This window comes from Pseudomonas fluorescens (assembly GCF_902497775.2).
GTDB lineage: Bacteria > Pseudomonadota > Gammaproteobacteria > Pseudomonadales > Pseudomonadaceae > Aquipseudomonas > Aquipseudomonas putida_F.
The window spans coordinates 1,408,843-1,432,416 of sequence record NZ_OZ024668.1 but is presented as its reverse complement, the minus strand read 5'-3'; the positions used below and the strand labels follow the sequence as shown (position 1 = coordinate 1,432,416).

Genomic DNA, 23,574 nt, shown 5'->3' with positions numbered 1-23,574 from the left:
GAGTTCCTTAGCTGCCCCACGAATCGCGCAGGGTCACGGTGCGGTTGAACACCGGGCGACCCGGCTGGGAGTCTTTCAGGTCGGCGCAGAAGTAGCCTTCGCGCTCGAACTGGAAGCGGTCTTCTGGCTGGGCCTGGCCCAGGGAAGGTTCCGCACGACAACCGGTCAGCACCTGCAGCGAATCAGGATTGATGTTGTCAAGGAAGTTGCCGCCATCGTCGGTCTTCTCGGGATTGGCCGAGCGGAACAGGCGGTCGTACAGACGCACTTCGCATTCGACGCTGGCGTCGGCCGGCACCCAGTGGATCACGCCCTTGACCTTGCGGCCCTCGGGGTTCTTGCCCAGGGTGTCCGGGTCGTACGAGCAGCGCAGCTCGACGATGTTGCCGTCAGCGTCCTTGATCGCCTCGTCGGCGCGGATCACATAGCTGCCGCGCAGGCGCACTTCACCGGCCGGCTCCAGGCGCTTGTAGCCCTTTGGCGGCTCTTCCATGAAGTCGTCGCGGTCGATGTAGATCTCGCGGGCGAATGGCAGTGCGCGCACGCCCATGTCTTCTTTCGGGTGGCGCGGCAGTTCGAGGTTCTCGACCTGGCCTTCAGGGTAGTTGGTAATGACCACTTTCAGCGGGCGCAGCACGCACATGGCACGTGGTGCGGTGCGGTCGAGGTCGTCACGGATGCTGAACTCGAGCATCGACATGTCGACCACGCCGTCGGAACGGTTGGTACCGACCATTTCGCAGAAGTTGCGGATCGACGCTGGGGTGTAGCCACGACGACGGAAGCCCGACAGGGTCGACATGCGCGGGTCGTCCCAGCCGCTGACGTGTTGCTCGTCGACCAGTTGCTTGAGCTTGCGCTTGCTGGTGATGGTGTAGTTCAGGTTCAGGCGGCTGAACTCGTACTGACGCGGCTTGGCCGGCACCGGCAGGTTGTCGAGGAACCATTCGTACAGCGGGCGATGGCCTTCGAACTCCAGGGTGCAGATCGAGTGGGTGATGCCTTCGATGGCGTCCGACTGACCGTGGGTGAAGTCGTAGTTCGGGTAGATGCACCAGGCGTCACCGGTCTGGTGATGGTGGGCATGACGGATGCGGTAGAGGATCGGGTCACGCAGGTTCATGTTCGGCGAGGCCATGTCGATCTTGGCCCGCAGCACGCGCTCGCCATCCTTGAACTCGCCGGCTTTCATGCGCGCGAACAGGTCGAGGTTGTCGTCAACCGAACGCTCGCGGAACGGGCTGTTCTGGCCCGGCGTGGTCAGGTTGCCACGGTATTCCTTGGCCTGCTCCGGGGTCAGGTCGCAGACGTAGGCCTTGCCGGCCTTGATCAGGTCGACAGCCCAGTCGTGCAGCTGGTCGAAGTATTGCGAAGCGTAGCGCACCGGGCCGGTCCACTCGAAGCCCAGCCACTTGATGTCGCTCTGGATCGCGTCGATGTACTCCTGGTCCTCTTTGGCCGGGTTGGTGTCATCGAAACGCAGGTGACAGGCCCCACCGAATTCCTGGGCCAGGCCGAAGTTCACGCAGATCGACTTGGCATGGCCGATGTGCAGGTAACCGTTGGGCTCTGGCGGGAAGCGGGTGACGATGCTGCTGTGCTTGCCCGAGTCCAGGTCTGCCTGCACGATCGGACGCAGGAAGTTCGCAGGGATGGCGGGAGCGCCTTTGGCAGCGGCGTTGGGAGCGGTGTCGGCAGTGGGCTTGCTCATAGGATCCTTGAATACGGGTGCACGGCCTGGGTAGGCCGACTGAATCAAAGCGCTTATCATAGCCGAAGCGGTCGAGCTGCCGACAGGTCAAATAGCAGCTTCAAGCTACAAGCAACAAGCAACAAGACGAACGCGGTGCGCTTTTTCTTGCAGCTTGCCACTTGAAGCTTGAAGCTACACCACCGCAAAACCCCCGAACAGAGCGAATTTTAAGCATGTCCAAAGTCAAACTGAGCACCAACCACGGCGACATCGTCATCGAACTGAACGCCGAGAAAGCCCCGATCACCGTGGCCAACTTCATCGAATACGTTAAGGCTGGCCACTACAGCAACACCGTGTTCCACCGTGTGATCAAGGGTTTCATGATCCAGGGCGGCGGTTTCGAGCCAGGCATGAACGAGAAGCGTGACAAGCGTGCCAGCATCCAGAACGAGGCCGACAACGGCCTGAAGAACGACAAGTACAGCATCGCCATGGCCCGTACCATGGAGCCGCATTCGGCTTCTGCACAGTTCTTCATCAATGCCTCGAACAACGACTTCCTCAACCACAGCGGCAAGAACGTGCAGGGTTGGGGTTACGCGGTATTCGGCAAAGTGACCGAAGGTACCGACGTCGTCGACAAGATCGAAGCCGTTGCCACCGGTTCCAAGTCCGGTCACCAGGACGTGCCGAAAGACGACGTGATCATCGAGAAAGCCGAGATCATTGAGTGATACTGCTGATCTCCGATCTGCACCTGCAAGAAGAACGCCCGGACATTACCCGGGCGTTTGTTGATCTGCTCGACGGTCGTGCGCGGCACGCCGAGGCACTGTACATCCTCGGTGACTTCTTCGAGGCCTGGATCGGCGACGACGCCATGACGCCCTTCCAGACCTCGATCTGCCAGGCCCTGCGCGCCTTGAGCGACAGCGGCACGCAGGTCTTTTTGATGCACGGCAACCGCGACTTCCTGCTCGGCCAGGCCTTTTGCCAGGCCGCTGGCTGTACCCTGCTGGCCGACCCCAGCGTGGTCGAGATGGGCGGTGAGCCGGTGTTGCTGATGCACGGCGACAGCCTGTGCACCCGCGACCTGGCCTACATGAAGATGCGCCGCTACCTGCGCAACCCGCTGAGCCTGTGGATTCTACGGCACTTGCCGCTGAGCACCCGGCAGAAGCTTGCACGCAAGCTGCGTAGCGAAAGCCGGGCACAGACGCGGATGAAGGCCAACGACATTGTCGATGTGACCGCCGAGGAAGTGCCGCGGATCATGCAACAATACGGTGTACACACCCTGGTGCATGGCCACACCCATCGACCGGCGATTCACAAGCTGGTGGTCGGCGATCAACCGGCGCGGCGTATCGTGCTGGGGGATTGGGACCGGCAAGGCTGGGCGCTGGAGGTGGATGAGCAAGGGTTTCAACTGCAGCCTTTTGCTTTTCCCTGAAGACTGATCGCGGGGCGACCCGACTTGCCCCGCGATTATCAATGCCCTGCCGACGCCGGCCCGGCCTTGGCCGAAAACGGTGGCTTGGCCAGCCACACCAGCAGTATCAAGCCCGCAAAAATCCAGCCCATCAGGGTGAAGTAATCCACCGTCGACATCATGTATGCCTGACTGTTGAGCATCTGTTCCAACTGCGCATACGACTGCCCGCTCGCCCCGCCCAACTGGTTCAACGCCTCGCGGGTGGCCGGATCAAAGGTGCTGATGTTCTCGCTGAGGTAGGCATGGTGCTGGTCCGCCCGGCGAATCCAGATCCAGGTGGTCAGCGATGCGGCAAAACTGCCGCCCAGGGTGCGCAGGAAAGTCGCCAGCCCCGAGCCGTCGGCGATCTGCTGTGGCGGCAGGTCGGAGAGCAGGATGCTCAAGGTCGGCATGAAGAACAGCGCCACGCCGATGCCCATGAACAGCTGCACCAGGGCGATGTGCTGGAAGTCGACTTCGTTGGTGAAACCGGCGCGCATGAAGCAGCTGGTGCCAATCGCCAGGAACGCCACCCCTGCCAGCAAACGCAGGTCGAACTTGTGCGCGTACTTGCCGACAAACGGTGACATCAGCACCGGCAACAGGCCGATCGGCGCCACCGCCAGGCCCGCCCAGGTGGCGGTGTAGCCCATCTGTGTCTGCAGCCACTGCGGCAGGATCAGGTTGATGCCGAAGAACCCGGCATAACCACCGACCAGCACGATGGTGCCGATGCGAAAGTTGCGGTGCACGAACAGGCGCAGGTTGACCACCGGGTGCTTGTCGGTCAGCTCCCAGATGATGAACACCGCCAGGAACACCACCGAGATCAGGCTGCCGATGACGATGAAATTGGACTCGAACCAGTCTAGGTCATTGCCTTTGTCCAGCACGATCTGCAAGGCGCCGACGCCGATGATCAGGCTCAGCAGGCCGATGTAGTCCATCGGCTGGCGGCTGGTGCTGACCGGGCGGCTGCGCATCTGCTGGCGCACCACGGCAGCGGCGAACAGGCCGATCGGCACGTTGATGAAGAAGATCCACGGCCAGCTGTAGCTGTCGGTGATCCAGCCACCGAGAATCGGCCCGGCAATCGGCGCCACCACCGTGACCATCGCCAATAGCGCCAGGGCCATGCCGCGCTTGGCCGGCGGATAGACCGCGATCAGCAGGGTTTGAGTCATCGGGTACAGCGGCCCGGCAACGATGCCCTGCAGCACGCGAAAGCCCACCAGTTCGGGCATCGACTGGGCGATACCGCAGAGGAACGAGGCCAGCACGAACAGCAGCGTGGCCCAGATGAACAGCTTGACCTCGCCGAAGCGCCGGCTCAGCCAGCCGGTCAGCGGCAAGGCAATGGCGTTGCTCACCGCAAACGAGGTGATGACCCAGGTGCCCTGCTCCGAGCTCACGCCGAGGTTGCCGGAAATAGTCGGCAACGCCACGTTGGCGATGGTGGTGTCGAGCACCTGCATGAAGGTCGCCAGCGACAGGCCGATGGTGGTCAGCAACAGGCTCGGCGGTGTAAAGGAAGCCTGATTGCCGCTCATCGCTGCGCCGTCTTGCTGGAGCCTGCACTGTTGTCATGGATCAGCCTGGTAATCAGGCGATCGGCCTCGACCAGTTGCCGGTCGTACACCTGGGTGGCGAACGAGGCCTTCTGCGGCGGCTGCTGGGCCAGGACCGGGCCACTCTGGTCGTGCAAATCGACTTCGACCTGGGTCGACAGGCCGATGCGCAGCGGGTGCTTGGCCAGTTGTTCGGCGTTGATATGAATACGCACCGGCACCCGCTGGACGATCTTGATCCAGTTGCCGGTGGCGTTCTGCGCCGGCAGCAGGGCGAAGGCGCTGCCGGTACCGGCGCCGAGGCTGTCGATGGTGCCGCTGTATTTGACGTCACTGCCGTACAGGTCGGCAACGATGTCTACTGGCTGGCCGATACGCATGTTGCGCAGCTGGGTTTCCTTGAAGTTGGCGTCGATCCACAGTTGATTCAGCGGGATTACCGCCATGGTCGCGGTGCCCGGCTGCAGGCGCTGGCCCAGTTGCACAGTACGCTTGGCCACGTAGCCGGTGACTGGCGCCACCAGGGTGGTACGCGCGTTGTTCAGGTAGGCCTGGCGCAGCTCGGCGGCTGCCGCCATCACCTCGGGATGCGAGGACACCACGGTGTCATCGACCAGCGCCGCTGTGGTGTTGAGTTGCTGCTTGGCATCATTCAAGGCGCCCTGCGCCGAAGACAGGTCGTCGCGGGCGTGGGACAGCTCTTCCTTAGAGATCGCCCCACCGGCGGCCAGGGTTTGGCGACGATTGAAGTTCTCCTGGGCTTTTTTCAGCTCGGCCTGGCGCGTGGCCACCTGGGCCTTCTTGCCATCGACGTTGCTGTACAAGCCGCGCACCTGGCGCACCGCACGCGCCAGCTTGGCCTCGGCTGCCTGCAAGCCGACCTCGGCATCGCTGGGGTCGAATTCGAGCAGCATCTGGCCTTCGTGTACCAGGTCGCCATCGTCAGCGCCGATGCTGACCACGGTGCCGGTGACCAGCGGGGTGATTTCCACCACGTTGCCGTTGACATAGGCATCGTCGGTCTCTTCGCTCCAGCGCCCGTAGAGCTCATGCCAGGCCCAGACCGCGCCGCCGGCGACGACGATCAGCAACGCCAGGCCCAGGAGCCAGGTCTTGCGCTTGCGCTGGTTGTTGAGGTCCTGCGTGGTGTCATCCGCAGAGGAAGTAGTGGCCATTGCTAATACCTTGGCTGAGTGAATAGGTGAAATTGGCGGTCATTTAGCGCCTAGGCGCATGGCCGCCAGGGTGTCGCCGGAGGCCAGCAGCACCTTGCTCAGAATCGCTTCGAGGGTGGCCAGTTCGCTGGGGTCGAGCACGCCAAGCAGTTCGTTCATCGCCGCGGCGCCGATCTCTGGCAAGCGGTCGGCCAGTTTCTGGCCCTCCTCGCTCAGCCCCAGGCGAATCTGCCGGCGGTCATCGGGGCAACGGCGGCGAATGAGCAGGTCTTTCTGCTCGAGACGGTCGAGCATGCGCGTCATCGACCCGCTGTCCAGCGACAGGTAGCGGCACAGCTCGGCCGGGGTGTCGACGCCGTACTGGGCGACGATGATCAGCACCTTGAACTGCGCGGCGGTCACGCCGTAGGGCTGCATGTGGCTGTCGATGATGCGGTCTTTGACCAGCGCAGTGCGGCCCAGAAGCATGCCGAGGGTGCAGTTCTGGAAGTTTTCCGGGGTGTAATGCTGCATGGACGGAGATACCTGCTTAGGCAGTAAGTTACACAATGTTACTGTCTAGGCAGCTAACGTCAAGGCATTAATTAGCTAGCTTATTATTTGGCCGATAGAACGCAATCGCGGGGCAAGTCGGGTCGCCGCACCGCGATCAGGCATTCAATAGAAGTGATTAATCAGGCCGGCACGCCACTATGAAAACGGAACTCTTCATCCGGGCTGCTGATCAGTTCGGCCTCGACCGCCCTGACCGTCTCCACCACCCGCTCGATATCCGCTGCTTCCCCGTACTGGTGCGCAAGCTTCAGGTAACCCTGGTAATGCCGCGCTTCGCTGTTGAGCAGGCCGTGATAAAACTTGCCCAGCTCTTCATCCAGATGCGGTACCAGCGCGGCAAAACGCTCGCAACTGCGCGCCTCGATAAAGGCGCCGACCACCAGGGTGTCGACCAGCTTCACCGGCTCATGGGTGCGCACCACCCGGCGCAGGCCCGAGGCATAGCGCCCGGCCGACAACGGTCGCAGGGCGATCTTGCGCCGCTTCATCAGGCGCAGCACCTGCTCATGGTGTACCAGCTCTTCACGGGCCAGGCGCGACATCATGTTGATCAGGTCCAGGTGCGTGTTGTACTTGGCCATCAGGCTCAGCGCGGTGCTGGCGGCCTTGAACTCGCAGTTCTTGTGATCGATCAGCAGGGTTTCCTGGTCGCCAAGCGCGGCCTGGACCCAGGCGTCAGGGGTACGGCAGCCAAGGAAGGCTTCGATTTCGGGAATAAGGGACATAGGCTCACAAACAGGCAGGGCAATCGGCAAGACCGGCGATTATACCGGCAGCAGCGCCGATCACCAGTGAACTATGCTTGATACATATCAACGCCCGTTGCAGTTGGCGCCGACTATAGTCAGGCATTGGCCGCCATTTATGAAGGGAGTTCACGCTCATGCAAGAAGTACGCAGCATCCTGGTGGTACTCGATCCCGATCATGCCCACAGCCGGGCGCTGACCCGGGCCAAACTGATTGCCGGCACCACCGGCGCCCGCCTGCACCTGCTGATGTGCGACAAGAAGCAGGACCACAGCGCCCTGCTTAGCCTGCTGGCCAGCCAGTTGCATGACGATGGCTACGACAATGTCACTCACGAGCAGGCCTGGCACGACACCTTGCACGAGTCGATCGTCGCTGTGCAGCAAGCTGAAGGCTGCGACCTGGTGATCAAGGAGCATCGCCCGGACAACCCGCTCAAGCGCGCCCTGCTCACCCCCAGTGACTGGAAGCTGCTGCGCCAGTGCCCGTGCGCGGTGCTGATGGTCAAGAGCGAGCGTCCATGGACCGGCGGCGTAATCCTCGCTGCGGTGGATGTCGGCAACCACGACGAGGACCATCGCCTGCTGCACAAGAACATCGTCGATCACGGTTACGAGATCGCCAATCTGGCCAAGGGCAACCTACATGTAATCAGCGCCCATCCGTCGCCGATGCTGTCGGCGGCCGACCCGGTGTACCAGCTCAAGGACACCATCGAGCGCAAGTACCGCGAGGAATGCGCGGCGTTCCAGGCCGAGTTCGATATCAAGGACGAGCGCTTGCATGTCGCCGAAGGGCCGGCCGATGTACTGATTCCGTATACGGCAAACAAGTACGATGCGGTGGTGACGGTGATTGGCACCGTGGCCCGCACCGGGATTTCCGGGGCGTTGATCGGCAACACCGCGGAAGTGGTGCTCGATGCGCTGGAGTGTGATGTGCTGGTGCTCAAGACCGAGGAAGCGAAGGTGCACCTGACGGAACTGGCACAAGGCTGAGGGTCTCATCGCGGGGCAAGCCCGCTCCTACAAACCTGTGGGAGCGGGCTTGCCCCGCGATGGCTTCAACCCAAGGCATCCTTGAGAAACCCCGGCGCGATGTAGCGCTGGTAATGGGCTTCCGACAGCAAGAAGAATTCCCGATCAATGGCATCGCGCAACTCGGGCAACTCCCAGTCGCGAAACTCCGGCAGCAACACCATGCCGTACGCCTCCAGCTCACGGATCACCCGCGCCCCGCGGGCAATCAATTGATAAGCCCAGCAATATTCGGACTGGTGCGGCACGAAGCGGATCTTGCGCAGCTCCAGTTGCTGGCGCAGGCGCGTGGCATCAAAGACTTCAAGTTTGGCCACCATGACTTGCACCAGCAATTGCTCAAGGCGCAGCCACACCGCACGCTTTTCATCTTCGTTGTAGCCGTTCCAGTTGATCACTTCATGGTGAAAACGCTTGCAGCCACGGCACACCAAGTCCCCGTAAACCGTGGAGCAGAGGCCGACACAAGGCGTTTTAATTGACTGATTGGACATGAAAAAATCGACAGTTTGGCGGTGGAACAGGCTGCCATGTTAGCCCTTTGTCTAACGAGGGTCACCCGCTAAAGTCATCCTTCGCGCCTTACCTTTATCCACTTTTTACCGTAGAATCATCCGGCCTTTTTAAGGCAGCAATGTCCGTTAGAAGCTGTTTTCAAAGCGTCACGAGCACAGTTCATCCGGTAGAACGGCGTTGGCCCGGGATATTCGCTTCGCGCATGTCCCGCGCCAGCCCTCATCAGCCTCCGTTCTACAGGCGTAAAACTTTGAAAGCAGCTTCTGTAAGGATTTCCTGCAACCCTGGCTACGCGGCCCAAGAAGCCGTATTGCGCATGGGTGCCGGAATTTCTGGATGAGCGTCCCGGACACCCATTTGGGACCACTGATGAGGGTAATAACTGTGCTTGAAGCCTACCGCAAACACATCGAAGAGCGTGCCGCCCAGGGTATCGTGCCCCAGCCGCTTAACGCCGAACAAACCGCAGGCCTGGTCGAGCTGCTGAAGAATCCCCCTGCTGGCGAAGAAGCAGTCCTCGTCGACCTGATCACCAATCGCGTTCCACCAGGAGTGGACGAAGCCGCCTACGTCAAGGCCGGTTTCCTTTCCGCTATTGCCAAGGGCGAAGCCACTTCCCCGCTGATCGACAAGAAGCGCGCCGTTGAGCTGCTGGGCACCATGCAGGGCGGCTACAACATCGCCACCATGGTCGAGCTGCTGGACAACGCCGAACTGGCCCCTGTCGCCGCCGAACAGCTCAAGCACACCCTGCTGATGTTCGATGCGTTCCACGACGTCGCCGAAAAAGCCAAGGCGGGCAATGCCCACGCCAAGGGCGTGCTGGAATCCTGGGCTGCCGGCGAGTGGTTCACCAACAAGCCAGCCATCGCTGACAAGTACAGCCTGACCGTGTTCAAGGTCCCTGGCGAAACCAACACCGACGACCTGTCCCCTGCCCCGGACGCCTGGTCGCGCCCTGACATCCCGCTGCACGCCCTGGCCATGCTGAAAATGGCCCGTGACGGCATCGTGCCTGAGCAACAAGGCGCCATCGGCCCGCTCAAGCAGATCGAAGAAGTCAAAGCCAAAGGCTTCCCGGTTGCCTACGTCGGTGACGTGGTCGGTACCGGTTCTTCGCGTAAATCCGCGACCAACTCGGTGCTGTGGTTCTTCGGCGACGACATCCCGTACGTGCCGAACAAGCGCGCCGGTGGCTTCTGCTTCGGCTCGAAAATCGCGCCGATCTTCTACAACACCATGGAAGACGCCGGCGCCCTGCCGATCGAGTTCGACGTGTCGAACCTGAACATGGGCGACGTCATCGACGTGTACCCGCACGCTGGCAAGGTCTGCAAGCACGGCACCGAAGAGGTCATCACCACCTTCGAACTGAAGACCCCGGTGCTGCTCGACGAAGTCCGCGCTGGCGGCCGTATCCCACTGATCGTCGGCCGTGGCCTGACCGAGAAAGCCCGTGCCGAGCTGGGCCTGGGCCCAACCGACCTGTTCAAGCTGCCTGAAGCACCTGTCGACACCGGCAAGGGCTACACCCTGGCACAGAAGATGGTCGGCAAGGCGTGCGGCCTGCCAGAAGGCAAAGGCGTGCGTCCAGGCACCTACTGCGAACCGAAGATGACCACCGTCGGCTCCCAGGACACCACTGGCCCGATGACCCGTGACGAGCTCAAAGACCTGGCGTGCCTGGGCTTCTCCGCCGACCTGGTCATGCAGTCGTTCTGCCACACCGCGGCCTATCCGAAGCCGATCGACGTCACCACCCACCACACCCTGCCGGATTTCATCCGCACCCGTGGCGGCGTGTCCCTGCGTCCAGGCGACGGCATCATTCACAGCTGGCTGAACCGCATGCTGCTGCCGGACACCGTCGGTACCGGTGGTGACTCGCACACCCGCTTCCCGATCGGCATCTCGTTCCCGGCCGGTTCCGGCCTGGTCGCCTTCGCCGCTGCCACCGGCGTCATGCCGCTGGACATGCCGGAGTCGGTACTGGTGCGTTTCAAGGGCAAACTGCAACCGGGCATCACCCTGCGCGACCTGGTTCACGCCATCCCTTACTACGGCATCCAGAAAGGCCTGCTGACCGTCGAGAAGAAAGGCAAGATCAACGCCTTCTCCGGCCGCATCCTGGAAATCGAAGGCCTGGACGAACTGACCGTCGAGCAAGCGTTCGAACTGTCCGACGCCTCGGCTGAACGTTCGGCTGCCGGTTGCACCATCAAGCTGCCAGAAAAAGCCGTTGCCGAGTACCTGAAGTCGAACATCACCCTGCTGCGCTGGATGATCAGCGAAGGCTACGGCGATGCCCGCACCATGGAACGCCGCGCGCAAGCGATGGAAGCCTGGTTGGCCAACCCGCAACTGCTGGCTGCCGACAAGGACGCCGAATACGCCGAGATCATCGAGATCGACCTGGCCGACGTCAAAGAGCCTGTGCTCTGCGCCCCGAACGACCCGGACGACGCCCGTCTGCTCTCCTCCGTACAGGGCGAGAAGATCGACGAAGTGTTCATCGGTTCGTGCATGACCAACATCGGCCACTTCCGCGCTGCCGGTAAACTGCTGGACAAGGTCAAAGGCTCGATTCCGACCCGCCTGTGGCTGTCGCCGCCAACCAAGATGGACGCTCACCAGCTGACCGAAGAAGGCTACTACGGCATCTACGGCAAGGCTGGCGCGCGCATGGAAATGCCGGGCTGCTCGCTGTGCATGGGTAACCAGGCACGTGTTGCTGCGAACTCGACCGTTGTGTCGACTTCGACCCGTAACTTCCCGAACCGTCTGGGTGATGGCGCCAACGTCTACCTGGCCTCTGCCGAGCTGGCCGCTGTTGCCTCGATCCTGGGCAAGCTGCCAACCGTCGAAGAGTACATGGAGTACGCGAAGAACATCGACAGCATGGCTGCCGACGTTTACCGCTACCTGAGCTTCGACCAGATCGCCGAGTTCCGTGAAGCTGCTGCGAACGCCAAGATCCCGGTTGTTCAAGCCTGAGCTGACTTAGCGTAAAAAAACCCCGCCACTCGGCGGGGTTTTTTATCGCCCTTTGAAAAGCATCGCTGGCAAGCCAGCGATGAGGCCCTTCAGATCACAAACAGATCCACAAACCGATGCACCGCCGTCGCTTCAAGCGCCGCCTGATCCTTGCACAGGGCAAAAATCTCCCCGCTGCGCTGCCCGGTAAAACGCGTCGCCAGGTTGGCCTTGAACTTCTCTTCCAGCAGTGGAACCCCCTCGGCCCGGCGCCGGCGATGACCGATCGGATACTCCACCACCACCTGCTCGGTGCTCGAACCATCATTGAAAAACACCTGCACGGCATTGGCGATCGAGCGCTTGTCGGCCTCCAGGTACTCACGGGTAAACCGCGGCTCTTCGACGATCTCCATCTTCTCGCGCAAGCGGTCGATGATCGGGTGTGCGGCATGGAAATCAGCCTCGTACTGCTCGGCCACCAGGTTGCCGAAAATCAGCGGTACGGCGGTCATATACTGGATGCAGTGGTCGCGGTCGGCGGCATTGGCCAGGGTGCCGACCTTGGAGATGATGCGGATCGCCGACTCATGGGTGGTAATGACGATGCGCTCGATTTCATGCAGGCGATTGCGCACTTGCGGGTGCAAGGTCACCGCCGCTTCGCAGGCGGTCTGGGCATGGAATTCGGCCGGGAAGCTGATCTTGAACAGCACGTTTTCCATCACGTAGCTGGCGTACTTCTGACTCAGGCTGAAAGCGCGTTTGTCTTGCGTCTTGAGCGCCAGGTCCTTGTTGGTGTGGCTGAACAGCACATCGTAAAAACCCCACTGCGGCGCCGTCAGCACCCCCGGGATACCCATCTCGCCACGCAGGGCAATATCGGCCAGGCGCACGCCACGGCTGGAGGCATCGCCCGCCGCCCAGGACTTGCGCGAGCCGGCATTCGGCGCATGGCGGTAGGTGCGCAGGGCCTGGCCGTCGACGAAGGCGTGGGACAGTGCCGAAAGAAGCTGTTCGCGATTGGCGCCCATGAGCTTGGCGCACACGGCGGTCGAGGCAACCTTGACCAGCAGCACATGGTCCAGGCCAACGCGGTTGAAGGCGTTTTCCAGGGCAATCACACCCTGGATCTCGTGGGCCATGACCATCGCTTCAAGCACCACGCGCATGCTCAACGGCGCCTCGCCATTGGCCACGCGCTTTTGCGAAAGGTGGTCGGCCACCGCCAGGATGCCGCCGAGGTTGTCCGAGGGATGCCCCCACTCAGCGGCCAGCCAGGTGTCGTTGTAGTCGAGCCAACGGACGATACAACCGATGTCCCAGGCGGCCTTGACCGGGTCCAGCCGGTAGCGGGTACCCGGCACTCGCGCGCCGAACGGCACCACCGTGCCCTCCACCAGCGGCCCCAGGTGCTTGGTGCATTCCGGGAAGCGCAGGGCCAGCAGGCCGCAGCCCAGGGTGTCCATCAGGCAGTTGCGCGCCGTGTCCAGCGCCTCCTGCGACTCGACCTTGTAGCTGAGGACGTAATCGGCGATGTCCTGCAGCACCCGGTCGTAGTCGGGACGGTTGTTCAGATCAACGTTGGCACTCATTTCACATCTCTCTGTTGACGTAGGTAACAGGGAGCCAAGCGCCGCTACTGGCTAGAAGGCATCACCGGGTACCCGCACCCAGCCCTCCATCAGTACGCGAGCGCTACGGCTCATGATTGCTTTGGTGACAGTCCACTCACCGTTCACCTGCCGGGCCTCGGCGCCAACGCGCAGGGTGCCCGAGGGGTGACCGAAACGTACCGCTGTGCGCTCGCCACCACCGGCGGCGAGGTTGACCAGGGTGCCGGGCACTGCCGCGGCAGTACCGATGGCGACAGCGGCGGTGCCCATCATGGCGTGGTGCAACTTGCCCATCGACAGCGCACGCACCAATAGATCAACGTCGCCGGCGGCCACGGCTTTACCGCTGGATGACTGATAGGCCGTCGCTGGCGCGACGAAGGCGACTTTCGGCGTGTGCTGGCGCTTGGCGGCTTCGTCGATATGCTCGATCAAGCCCATGCGCACCGCGCCATAGGCCCGGATGGTTTCGAAACGGGCCAGGGCTTGCGAATCGCTGTTGATCGCGTCCTGCAACTCGGTACCGGTGTAGCCAAGGGCCTCGGCCTGGATGAAGATGGTCGGGATGCCGGCATTGATCAGCGTGGCCTTCAGGGTGCCGACACCGGGTACCACTAGGTCGTCGACCAGGTTGCCGGTGGGGAACATCGAGCCGCCCTCGCCGTCTTCGTCGGCGGCCGGGTCCATGAACTCAAGCCGCACTTCGGCGGCCGGGAAGGTCACGCCGTCCAGTTCGAAATCACCGGTTTCCTGAACTTCGCCATTGGTGATCGGTACATGGGCAATGATGGTCTTGCCGATATTGGCCTGCCAGATGCGCACCACGGCCACGCCGTTGAGCGGAATGCGGCTGCTGTCGACCAGGCCGGCGCTGATGGCGAACGAGCCGACCGCTGCCGAGAGGTTGCCGCAGTTGCCGCTCCAGTCGACGAACGCGGTGTCGATCGAGACCTGGCCGAACAGGTAGTCGACATCGTGCTCGGGCTTGATGCTGCGCGAGAGGATCACGGTTTTACTGGTGCTCGACGTCGCGCCGCCCATGCCGTCGATCTGCTTGCCGTAGGGGTCGGGACTGCCAATCACCCGCAGCAGCAGTGCATCACGGGCCGGGCCTGGGATCTGCGCGCTTTGCGGAAGGTCGTCGAGGCGAAAGAACACGCCCTTGCTGGTGCCGCCACGGATGTAGGTGGCGGGGATTTTGATTTGCGCTACGTGAGCCATGGGGGTCTTGTCCTGTAATTGTCATCGCCACCTGTAGGAGCGGGCTTGCCCCGCGATAGCGATCGTTCAGTCACATCGCATCGCGGGTCAAGCCCGCTCCTACAGGGCGTTCATCAAACCGCTACCGCCGATTCGAGGAAGTCCTGGGCAAAGCGCTGCAGCACCCCGCCCGCTTCGTAGATCGACACTTCTTCAGCGGTATCCAGGCGGCAGGTCACCGGCACCTCGACGCACTCGCCATTGGCCCGGGTGATGACCAGGGTCAGGGTCGCCCGCGGGGTGCGCTCGCCGAGCACGTCGAAGGTTTCGGTGCCGTCGATGCCCAGGGTCTTGCGGTTGACGCCCGGTTTGAACTCCAGCGGCAACACGCCCATGCCCACCAGGTTGGTGCGGTGGATACGCTCGAAGCCTTCGGCAACGATGGCCTCGACACCGGCCAGGCGCACGCCCTTGGCCGCCCAGTCGCGGGACGAGCCCTGGCCGTAGTCGGCACCGGCCACGATGATCAGCGGCTGCTTGCGCTCCATATAGGTTTCGATCGCTTCCCACATCCGCGTGACCTTGCCTTCCGGCTCGATGCGCGCCAGCGAACCCTGCTTGACCTTGCCGTTCTCTTGCACCATTTCGTTGAACAGTTTCGGGTTGGCAAAGGTTGCGCGCTGCGCGGTCAGGTGGTCGCCACGGTGGGTTGCGTAGGAGTTGAAGTCTTCCTCCGGCAGGCCCATTTTCGCCAGGTACTCGCCCGCGGCGCTGTCGAGCATGATGGCGTTGGACGGCGACAGGTGGTCGGTGGTGATGTTGTCCGGCAGCACCGCCAGCGGGCGCATGCCCGTGAGCGTGCGCTCGCCGGCCAGGGCGCCTTCCCAGTACGGTGGACGGCGGATGTAGGTGCTCATCTCGCGCCAGTCGTACAACGGGGTGACCTTCGGCCCGGTGTCTTCCTGCACAGCGAACATCGGGATATAGACCTGACGGAACTGCTCGGGCTTGACCGCCGCCTTGACCACCGCGTCGATCTCTTCGTCGCTTGGCCAGATGTCCTTGAGGCGGATTTCCTTGCCGTCGACCACACCGAGCACGTCCTTCTCGATGTCGAAGCGGATGGTGCCGGCAATCGCGTAGGCCACCACCAGCGGCGGCGACGCCAGGAACGCCTGCTTGGCGTACGGGTGGATGCGGCCGTCAAAGTTGCGGTTGCCCGAGAGCACCGCGGTGGCGTACAGGTCGCGGTCTATGATCTCTTGCTGGATGACCGGATCAAGCGCGCCGGACATGCCGTTGCAGGTGGTGCAGGCAAAGGCGACGATGCCAAAACCGAGCTGCTCCAGCTCATCGTCCAGGCCCGCCTCTTTCAGGTACAGGGCCACGGTTTTCGAGCCTGGCGCCAGCGAAGACTTGACCCATGGCTTGCGCGCCAGTCCCAGCTTGTTGGCGTTGCGCGCGAGCAATCCGGCGGCAATCACGTTGCGCGGGTTGCTGGTGTTGGTGCAACTGGTGATGGCGGCAATGATCACCGCGCCGTCAGGCATTTGCCCCGGCACTTCGTCCCACTGGCCGGCAATGCCCTTGCTCGCCAGGTCGCTGGTGGCGACCCGGGCGTGCGGGTTGGACGGCCCGGCCATGTTGCGCACGACGCTGGACAGGTCAAAGCGCAGCACCCGCTCGTACTCGGCGTTGGCCAGGCTATCGGACCACAGACCGGCGACCTTGGCGTAGGTTTCCACCAGCTTGACCTGCTCGTCTTCGCGGCCGGTGAGCTTGAGGTAGTCGATGGTCTGCTGGTCGATGGAGAACATTGCCGCAGTGGCGCCGTATTCCGGGGCCATGTTGGAGATGGTCGCGCGGTCGCCCAGGGTCAAGGCGCGGGCGCCCTCGCCGTAGAATTCCAGGTAGGCGCCAACGACCTTTTCCTTGCGCAGGAACTCGGTCAGGGCCAGGACCACGTCGGTTGCGGTGATGCCCGGTTGCGGCTTGCCCGAGAGCTCGACGCCGACGATTTCCGGCAGACGCATCCACGAGGCGCGGCCAAGCATGACGTTCTCGGCTTCAAGGCCGCCGACGCCGATGGCGATCACGCCCAGGGCATCGACGTGGGGGGTGTGGCTGTCGGTGCCGACGCAGGTATCGGGATAGGCCACGCCGCGCTCGGCATGGATCACCGGCGACATCTTCTCCAGGTTGATCTGGTGCATGATGCCGTTGCCCGGCTGGATCACGTCGACGTTCTTGAACGCCTTCTTGGTCCAGTTGATGAAGTGGAAACGGTCTTCGTTGCGGCGGTCTTCGATGGCGCGGTTCTTCTCGAACGCCTGCGGGTCGAAACCACCGCATTCCACGGCCAGGGAGTGGTCGACGATCAGTTGCACCGGCACCACCGGATTGACCTGGGCCGGGTCACCGCCGCCTTCGGCGATGGCGTCACGCAGGCCGGCGAGGTCCACCAGGGCGGTCTGACCGAGAATGTCGTGGCACACCACGCGGGCCGGGAACCAGGGAAAATCGAGGTCGCGCTTGCGCTCGATCAGCTGGCCCAGCGAGGCATTGAGGCTGGCCGGGTCGCAGCGGCGCACGAGGTTTTCCGCCAGGACGCGTGAGGTATAAGGAAGACGGTCATAGGCGCCGGGCTTGATCGCATCAACGGCCGCGCGGGCGTCGAAATAATCCAGGCCAGTGCCCGGCAGGTTCTTGCGAAATTCACTATTCATGGCACAGGGACTCAATCACGGTAGGGTCGGGAGGCAATCCGACTAGCCCCTTCTTGCTACTGTGGGAGCGGGAAGGGAGCGTAAGCCGTTTGCCCACCAGTCTCAGCGTTGCTCGATTGGCACGAACTTGCGCTGTTCGACGCCGGTGTACTCGGCGCTCGGGCGGATGATGCGGTTGTTGGCACGCTGCTCGAACACATGCGCCGCCCAGCCGGTCAGGCGCGAGCAGACGAAGATCGGGGTGAACAGCTTGGTCGGGATGCCCATGAAGTGGTACGCCGAGGCATGGTAGAAGTCGGCGTTGGGGAACAGCTTCTTTTGCTCCCACATGGTCTTGTCGATGGCTTCGGACACCGGGTACAGCACGCTGTCGCCCACTTCATCGGCCAGCTTCTTCGACCAGGCCTTGATCACCTCGTTACGCGGATCGGACTCTTTGTAGATGGCATGGCCAAAGCCCATGATCTTGTCCTTGCGCGCCAGCATCTGCAGCAACTCGGTGACCGCTTCCTGCGGGCTCTGGAAGCGCTCAATCAGCTCCATCGCCGCTTCGTTGGCACCGCCATGCAGCGGGCCGCGCAGCGAGCCGATGGCGGCGGTGACGCAGGAGTACAGGTCGGACAGGGTCGAGGCGCAGACCCGGGCAGTGAAGGTCGAAGCGTTGAATTCGTGCTCGGCGTAGAGGATCAGCGAGACGTTCATCACCTTGACGTGCAACTCGCTCGGCTTCTTGCCGTGCAGCAGGTGCAGGAAGTGACCGCCAATGGTGTCTTCATCGCTGGTGCAGTCGATGCGCACGCCATGGTGGGTGAAGCGATACCAGTAGCACATCACGGCCGGGAACAGCGCCAGCAGGCGGTCGGTCTTGTCGTGCTGCTGCTCGAAGGTCAGTTCCGGCTCCAGGGTGCCCAGCACCGAGCAACCTGTGCGCATCACGTCCATCGGGTGGGCGTCGGCGGGGATGCGCTCGAGCACTTCCTTGAGCGCCTGCGGCAGGTCACGCAGGGTTTTCAGCTTTTGCTGGTATTCGGCCAGCTCTGCCTTGCTCGGCAGCTCACCGTACAGCAGCAGGTAGGCGACTTCTTCAAACAGCGCGTGCTCGGCCAGGTCGCGCACGTCGTAACCACGATAGGTCAGGCCGGCTCCGGCCAGGCCCACGGTCGACAGTGCGGTTTGCCCGGCCACTTGACCACGCAGGCCGGCACCACTGAGTACTTTTGCTTCGGCCATTGTCTTTCTCCTTTCTTGAATTTGTTATGGAATCTCAGGCTGATCGCGGGGCAAGCCCGCTCCTACAGAGGACCTCAGCCCTTTTTCTGGGCGAACAGTGCATCGAGCTTCTGCTCGAACACGTGGTAGTTGATGGCGTCGTACAGCTCCATGCGAGTCTGCATGGTGTCGATGACGTTTTTCTGGGTGCCGTCGCGACGCAGCGCGGTGTAGACGTTTTCCGCGGCCTTGTTCATGGCGCGGAAAGCCGACAGCGGGTACAGCACCAGCGAGACATCGACCGACGCCAGCTCTTCGGTGGTGTACAGCGGCGTAGCGCCGAATTCGGTGATGTTGGCCAGGATCGGGGCTTTGACCCGGTCGGCGAAGGTCTTGTACATCGAAAGCTCGGTGATGGCTTCCGGGAAGACCATGTCGGCGCCGGCTTCTATGCAGGCGGCAGCGCGGTCCAGGGCCGCTTCCAGGCCTTCGACGGCCAGGGCGTCGGTACGCGCCATGATCACGAAGCTGTCGTCGGTACGGGCGTCAACGGCGGCCTTGATGCGGTCGACCATCTCCTGCTGGGAGACGATCTCCTTGTTCGGGCGGTGGCCGCAGCGCTTGGCGCCGACCTGGTCTTCGATATGGATGGCGGCAGCGCCGAACTTGATCATCGACTTGACCGTACGCGCAACGTTGAACGCCGAGGAGCCGAAACCGGTATCGACGTCCACCAGCAGCGGCAGGTCGCAGACATCGGTGATGCGCCGTACGTCGGTCAGCACGTCGTCCAGGCCGCTGATACCCAGGTCAGGCAGGCCCAGGGAGCCTGCGGCAACACCGCCACCGGACAGGTAGATGGCCTTGAAACCGGCACGCTGGGCCAGCAGCGCGTGGTTGGCATTGATCGCACCGACCACCTGCAACGGGTGTTCGGCGGCAACTGCATCGCGAAAGCGCTGGCCGGGACTGCTTTTCTGACTCATGACTCACCTCGTGGGCTGGAAGCGTCCAGATAGTGACGCTCGATGTTGCGTTTGGAGGCGCCGATGTGGCGGCGCATCAAGAGCTCGGCCAGTTCACCGTCACGGTCGGCAATGGCATCGAGAATCCGGTGGTGTTCGGCGAACGCCTGGCGTGGCCGGTTGGGCGTGGCCGAGAACTGGATGCGGTACATGCGCACCAGTTGATACAGCTCGCCGCAGAGCATCTGCACCAGGGTGCGGTTGCCGCTGCCCTGGATGATCCGGTAGTGAAAGTCGAAATCGCCTTCCTGCTGGTAGTAGCCGAGGCCGGCCTGGAAGGTGGCGTCGCGCTCATGGGTGTCGAGCACCCGGCGCAGCTCGTCGATCTCGGCTACGCTCATACGCTCGGCGGCCAGGCGGCAGGCCATGCCTTCGAGGGACTCGCGAATCTCGTACAGCTCGATCAGTTCGCCATGGCTGAGCGACACCACCCGCGCCCCGACATGGGGCACGCGCACCAGCAGGCGCTGGCCTTCCAGGCGGTGGATCGCCTCGCGCAGCGGCCCGCGGCTGATGCCGTAGGTGCGCGCCAGCTCAGGCTCGGAAATCTTGCTGCCGGGGGCGATCTCGCCTTTGACGATGGCCGCCTGGATACGCCGGAAGACGTTTTCCGAGAGGGTTTCGCTGTCGTCTGCCACTGCGCCGGGGGCTTGGGCTGTGTCCAGCATATTGTCGACACCTCATAAATCAATGAAGGCAAAACTAGCCAAATTGGCACGCATAGTCAAAGACAAAATGAACATTGTCGACAATCGTCTAAGAACGAACTTCAAGGCCCCCGCTGTTGTCTGAGTGCAGCCGCTGGCGCCAGCACACCAGCGTGATAGAATGCCGCGCCTCCCGACGGGGCACGAATAGTGTGTCTGTCATCTGTTTATGCAGGTGGCAGGTTAACGAGGAAGCTTGCGCAGTACTGCCAGTGGCCTTGACCCGAACATCGCACAGCACCGCGCCAGGATTTATGAGACTTACGCCCCTCCCACTGTTGTTCAGCCTCTGTCTGTTGCCGGCCCTTGGCCAGGCGGCGGAAAAGACCGTGTACGGCCTTAATGAATACGCCCGCCTGGCCGATATCGACCTGGAAGTGGCGGCCAAACTCGACACCGGGGCCAAGACCGCCTCGCTCAGTGCCCGCGACATCAAGCGCTTCAAGCGCAACGGTGAATCCTGGGTACGCTTCTACCTGGCAATTGACGCTGCCCATTCGCATCCGATAGAACGACCATTGGCCCGCGTCAGCAAGATCAAGCGACGCGCCGGTGATTACGACCCGGACGAAGGCAAGGCCTATACCGCCCGCCCGGTGATTGCCATGAACATCTGCATGGGTACGGCCCTGCGCAGCATCGAAGTGAACCTGACCGACCGCAGCGCGTTCCAGTATCCGCTGCTGATCGGTTCCGAGGCCCTCAAGCACTTCGACGCGCTGGTCGATCCAAGCCTTAAATACGCTGCCGGCAAACCCGCCTGCGCCACTGACGCTCACACCGCAGAGTAATCCTGATGCGCTCTCTTACCCTCCATCTGAAAGTCCTGATTACCGTCCTGGTGCTACTGGGCATCCTGGTCACGGCCTATCAGATCTTCTTTCTCGGCATTCCGGTGACCGAGGATGAAACCGATGACCTGTGGAACATCGACGCCAAGGTCGAGTTCGTCGCCAGCCCCAAGGATCCGGTCAAGGTGCAGATGTTCGTGCCGCCGCTGAGCCGCGACTATGTGAGCCTCAACGAGAGCTTCATCTCCAACAACTACGGCGTCAGCGTCAACCGCGTTGACGGTAACCGCAAGGTGACCTGGTCGGCGCGCCGCGCCAGCGGTAACCAGACCCTCTACTACCGTCTGGTGCTGACCAAGCGCTACAGCACCGAAAAGGCCAAGATCAAAGGCCCGACCTTCCGTGACAGCCTGGCGGTGGAAGGCCCCGAGAAGATCGCTGCCGAAGCCCTGATGGCACCTATTCGCCAGCACTCGGCCGACGTCGAAACCTTTGTCGGCGAGACCATCAAGCGGGTCAACAACCTCAACGACGACAACGTCAAGCTGCTGCTGGCCGGCGACACCTCGTCGCTGAACAAGGCCAAGGTCATCGACCTGCTGCTGTCGATTGCCCACGTACCGATCGAGAAAGTCCACACCATCCGCCTGGTTGCCGACCAACCGCAAACCCCGGAACTGTGGCTGCGCAGCTTCAACGGCACCGACTGGCTGTACTTCAACCCGGACACCGGTGAGCAAGGCCTGCCAGCCGACCGCCTGCTGTGGTGGACCGGTGATGACAACCTGATCACCGTCGACGGCGGCAAGAAAGCCAACGTCAGCTTCAGCCTCAACAACAGCGAAATGAACGCCATTCGCCTGGCCAAGCTGACCGACGAGAACACCGACGCGGACTTCCTCGAATACTCGCTGTACGGCCTGCCGCTGCAGACCCAGCAGACCTTCATGATCATGGTGATGATCCCGATCGGCGTGCTGGTGATCCTGGTACTGCGCAACCTGATCGGCATCCAGACCCTGGGTACCTTCACCCCGGTACTGATCGCCCTGGCCTTCCGCGAAACCCAACTGGGCTTCGGCATCATCCTGTTCACGGTGATTACCGCGCTCGGCTTGTCACTACGCTCCTACCTTGAACACCTGAAATTGCAGATGCTGCCGCGCCTGTCGGTGGTGCTGACCTTCGTCGTGGTGCTGATCGCCGCCATCAGCCTGTTCAGCCACAAGCTGGGCCTGGAACGCGGCCTGTCGGTAGCGCTGTTCCCGATGGTGATCCTGACCATGACCATCGAACGCCTGTCGATCACCTGGGAAGAGCGTGGCGGTGGCCATGCCATGAAAGTGGCGATCGGCACCCTGTTCGCAGCTTCCCTCGCACACCTGCTGATGAGCGTGCCGGAGCTGGTGTACTTCGTCTTCACCTTCCCGGCAGTGTTGCTGGTACTGGTCGGCTTCATGCTGGCGATGGGTCGCTACCGCGGCTACCGCCTGACGGAGCTGGTGCGTTTCAAGGCTTTCGTGAAGGCTGACGCCTGATGTTCGGTCTCTGGAAAACCTGGAAAGCCCTGGAGGCCCGGGGCATCATGGGTATCAACCGGCGCAATGCGGACTACGTCCTCAAGTACAACAAGCGCCACTTGTACCCGATCGTCGACGACAAGATCATCACCAAGGAGCGTGCGATCCAGGCCGGCATCCATGTGCCGGAAATGTACGGGATCATCTCCACCGAGAAAGAGATCGACAAGCTCGGGGAAATCATCGGCGGGCGTAGCGACTTCGTCGTCAAACCTGCCCAGGGTGCCGGCGGTGATGGCATCCTGGTGGTTGCCGATCGCTTCGAAGACCGTTACCGCACGGTCTCGGGCAAGATCATCAGCCACGAAGAAATCGAGCACCAGATCTCCAGTATCCTCACAGGCCTCTACTCCCTGGGCGGTCACCGCGACCGCGCGCTGATCGAGTACCGGGTCACCCCGGACCAGATCTTCAAGAGCATCAGCTACGAAGGCGTGCCGGACATCCGCATCATCGTGCTGATGGGCTACCCGGTCATGGCCATGCTGCGTTTGCCGACCCGCCAGTCCGGCGGCAAGGCTAACCTGCACCAGGGCGCCATCGGCGTCGGCGTCGACCTTGCCACCGGCGTGACCCTGCGCGGCACCTGGCTGAACAACATCATCAGCAAGCACCCGGACACCACCAACGCGGTGGACGGCGTGCAACTGCCGAACTGGGACGGCTTCATGAAGCTCGCTGCCGGCTGCTATGAGCTGTGCGGCCTGGGCTACATCGGTGTCGACATGGTGCTGGACCAGGACAAGGGCCCGTTGATCCTCGAGCTTAACGCCCGCCCTGGCCTGAACATCCAGATCGCCAACGACTGCGGCCTGACCCTGCGTACCCACGCGGTCGAGGCGCACCTGGAGCAACTGGCCAAAGACGGCCGCCAGGAAAGCGCCGAAGAGCGCGTGCGCTTCGCCCAGGAGCTGTTCGGCCACGTGCCGAGCTGAGTCAACATCCTGTTCGCGTCAGCCTGCCCGGCTGACGCGGGC

The 23,574-nt window shown here is 62.5% G+C and carries 19 protein-coding genes; 7 read left to right on the top strand and 12 right to left on the bottom strand.

The annotated features are described in order from the left end of the window. Nucleotides 1-7: 7 nt before the first annotated feature. Nucleotides 8-1,711 (bottom strand): glutamine--tRNA ligase/YqeY domain fusion protein, encoded by a 1,704-nt coding sequence (locus tag F8N82_RS06700; protein ID WP_038994492.1) that lies wholly within the window; start codon nt 1,709-1,711, stop codon nt 8-10. Between the two features lie 215 nt (nt 1,712-1,926). Between F8N82_RS06700 and F8N82_RS06695 the strand changes: the two genes are divergently transcribed. Continuing rightward, on the top strand, nt 1,927-2,430 hold the full coding sequence (locus F8N82_RS06695) for a peptidylprolyl isomerase (RefSeq protein WP_038994490.1): 504 nt from the start codon (nt 1,927-1,929) through the stop codon (nt 2,428-2,430). Beyond that, nucleotides 2,427-3,149, top strand: coding sequence for a UDP-2,3-diacylglucosamine diphosphatase (gene lpxH, locus F8N82_RS06690; RefSeq protein WP_038994489.1), 723 nt, complete (start codon nt 2,427-2,429; stop codon nt 3,147-3,149). The genes F8N82_RS06695 and lpxH overlap by 4 nt, the downstream gene beginning before the upstream one ends. Nucleotides 3,150-3,187: 38 nt before the next feature. On the opposite strand, the gene F8N82_RS06685 is transcribed toward lpxH, so the two are convergent. The 4 genes from F8N82_RS06685 to F8N82_RS06670 form a co-directional block, all read right to left on the bottom strand. After that, entirely contained in the window at nt 3,188-4,720 is a 1,533-nt protein-coding gene (locus F8N82_RS06685) for a DHA2 family efflux MFS transporter permease subunit (RefSeq protein WP_038994487.1), read from the bottom strand. Then, a complete protein-coding gene (locus F8N82_RS06680) occupies nt 4,717-5,913 on the bottom strand; it encodes an HlyD family efflux transporter periplasmic adaptor subunit (RefSeq protein WP_038994486.1) in 1,197 nt (398 codons plus the stop codon). Before F8N82_RS06680 ends, F8N82_RS06685 begins: the two co-directional genes overlap by 4 nt. A gap of 39 nt (nt 5,914-5,952) precedes the next feature. Next, nucleotides 5,953-6,426 (bottom strand): MarR family winged helix-turn-helix transcriptional regulator, encoded by a 474-nt coding sequence (locus tag F8N82_RS06675; protein ID WP_038994484.1) that lies wholly within the window; start codon nt 6,424-6,426, stop codon nt 5,953-5,955. Between the two features lie 161 nt (nt 6,427-6,587). Continuing rightward, nucleotides 6,588-7,193: a tRNA-(ms[2]io[6]A)-hydroxylase gene (locus F8N82_RS06670; protein ID WP_038994483.1), complete on the bottom strand. Its 606-nt coding sequence runs from the start codon at nt 7,191-7,193 to the stop codon at nt 6,588-6,590. Nucleotides 7,194-7,351: 158 nt separating this feature from the next. Here F8N82_RS06670 and F8N82_RS06665 point away from each other — a divergent pair, with 158 nt between their 5' ends. Continuing rightward, complete coding sequence (locus F8N82_RS06665; protein WP_038994482.1) at nt 7,352-8,215, top strand: universal stress protein; 864 nt, start codon at nt 7,352-7,354, stop codon at nt 8,213-8,215. 65 nt (nt 8,216-8,280) lie between these two features. On the opposite strand, the gene F8N82_RS06660 is transcribed toward F8N82_RS06665, so the two are convergent. Next, entirely contained in the window at nt 8,281-8,748 is a 468-nt protein-coding gene (locus F8N82_RS06660) for a DUF1289 domain-containing protein (protein ID WP_038994480.1), read from the bottom strand. A 406-nt stretch (nt 8,749-9,154) separates the two neighbouring features. Here F8N82_RS06660 and acnB point away from each other — a divergent pair, with 406 nt between their 5' ends. Next, the gene (gene acnB / locus F8N82_RS06655) at nt 9,155-11,764 is read left to right on the top strand and encodes a bifunctional aconitate hydratase 2/2-methylisocitrate dehydratase (RefSeq protein WP_038994479.1); all 2,610 of its coding nucleotides are present in this window, start codon (nt 9,155-9,157) and stop codon (nt 11,762-11,764) included. A gap of 89 nt (nt 11,765-11,853) precedes the next feature. Here the strand turns inward: acnB and prpD are convergent, their stop codons facing one another. From prpD to F8N82_RS06625, 6 genes are all read right to left on the bottom strand, one after another. Then, complete coding sequence (prpD, locus tag F8N82_RS06650; protein WP_038994478.1) at nt 11,854-13,338, bottom strand: 2-methylcitrate dehydratase; 1,485 nt, start codon at nt 13,336-13,338, stop codon at nt 11,854-11,856. Between the two features lie 51 nt (nt 13,339-13,389). Then, nucleotides 13,390-14,580: a 2-methylaconitate cis-trans isomerase PrpF gene (prpF, locus tag F8N82_RS06645; RefSeq protein ID WP_038994477.1), complete on the bottom strand. Its 1,191-nt coding sequence runs from the start codon at nt 14,578-14,580 to the stop codon at nt 13,390-13,392. Nucleotides 14,581-14,693: 113 nt separating this feature from the next. Next, the gene (acnD, locus tag F8N82_RS06640) at nt 14,694-17,285 is read right to left on the bottom strand and encodes a Fe/S-dependent 2-methylisocitrate dehydratase AcnD (RefSeq protein WP_038994476.1); all 2,592 of its coding nucleotides are present in this window, start codon (nt 17,283-17,285) and stop codon (nt 14,694-14,696) included. 102 nt (nt 17,286-17,387) lie between these two features. Continuing rightward, entirely contained in the window at nt 17,388-18,515 is a 1,128-nt protein-coding gene (gene prpC, locus F8N82_RS06635) for a bifunctional 2-methylcitrate synthase/citrate synthase (protein ID WP_038994475.1), read from the bottom strand. Nucleotides 18,516-18,589: 74 nt separating this feature from the next. Beyond that, the gene (gene prpB, locus F8N82_RS06630; RefSeq protein ID WP_010222526.1) at nt 18,590-19,480 is read right to left on the bottom strand and encodes a methylisocitrate lyase; all 891 of its coding nucleotides are present in this window, start codon (nt 19,478-19,480) and stop codon (nt 18,590-18,592) included. Beyond that, on the bottom strand, nt 19,477-20,187 hold the full coding sequence (locus F8N82_RS06625; protein ID WP_038994474.1) for a GntR family transcriptional regulator: 711 nt from the start codon (nt 20,185-20,187) through the stop codon (nt 19,477-19,479). Before F8N82_RS06625 ends, prpB begins: the two co-directional genes overlap by 4 nt. A 293-nt stretch (nt 20,188-20,480) precedes the next feature. Between F8N82_RS06625 and F8N82_RS06620 the strand changes: the two genes are divergently transcribed. The 3 genes from F8N82_RS06620 to F8N82_RS06610 are packed head-to-tail and all read left to right on the top strand — an operon-like array spanning nt 20,481 to nt 23,532. Next, a complete protein-coding gene (locus F8N82_RS06620) occupies nt 20,481-21,017 on the top strand; it encodes an ATP-dependent zinc protease family protein (protein ID WP_026001282.1) in 537 nt (178 codons plus the stop codon). 5 nt (nt 21,018-21,022) lie between these two features. Then, on the top strand, nt 21,023-22,555 hold the full coding sequence (locus tag F8N82_RS06615) for an inactive transglutaminase family protein (RefSeq protein ID WP_038994473.1): 1,533 nt from the start codon (nt 21,023-21,025) through the stop codon (nt 22,553-22,555). Further along, a complete protein-coding gene (locus F8N82_RS06610) occupies nt 22,555-23,532 on the top strand; it encodes an alpha-L-glutamate ligase-like protein (protein ID WP_038994472.1) in 978 nt (325 codons plus the stop codon). Before F8N82_RS06615 ends, F8N82_RS06610 begins: the two co-directional genes overlap by 1 nt. The last annotated feature ends 42 nt before the right edge of the window (nt 23,533-23,574 follow it).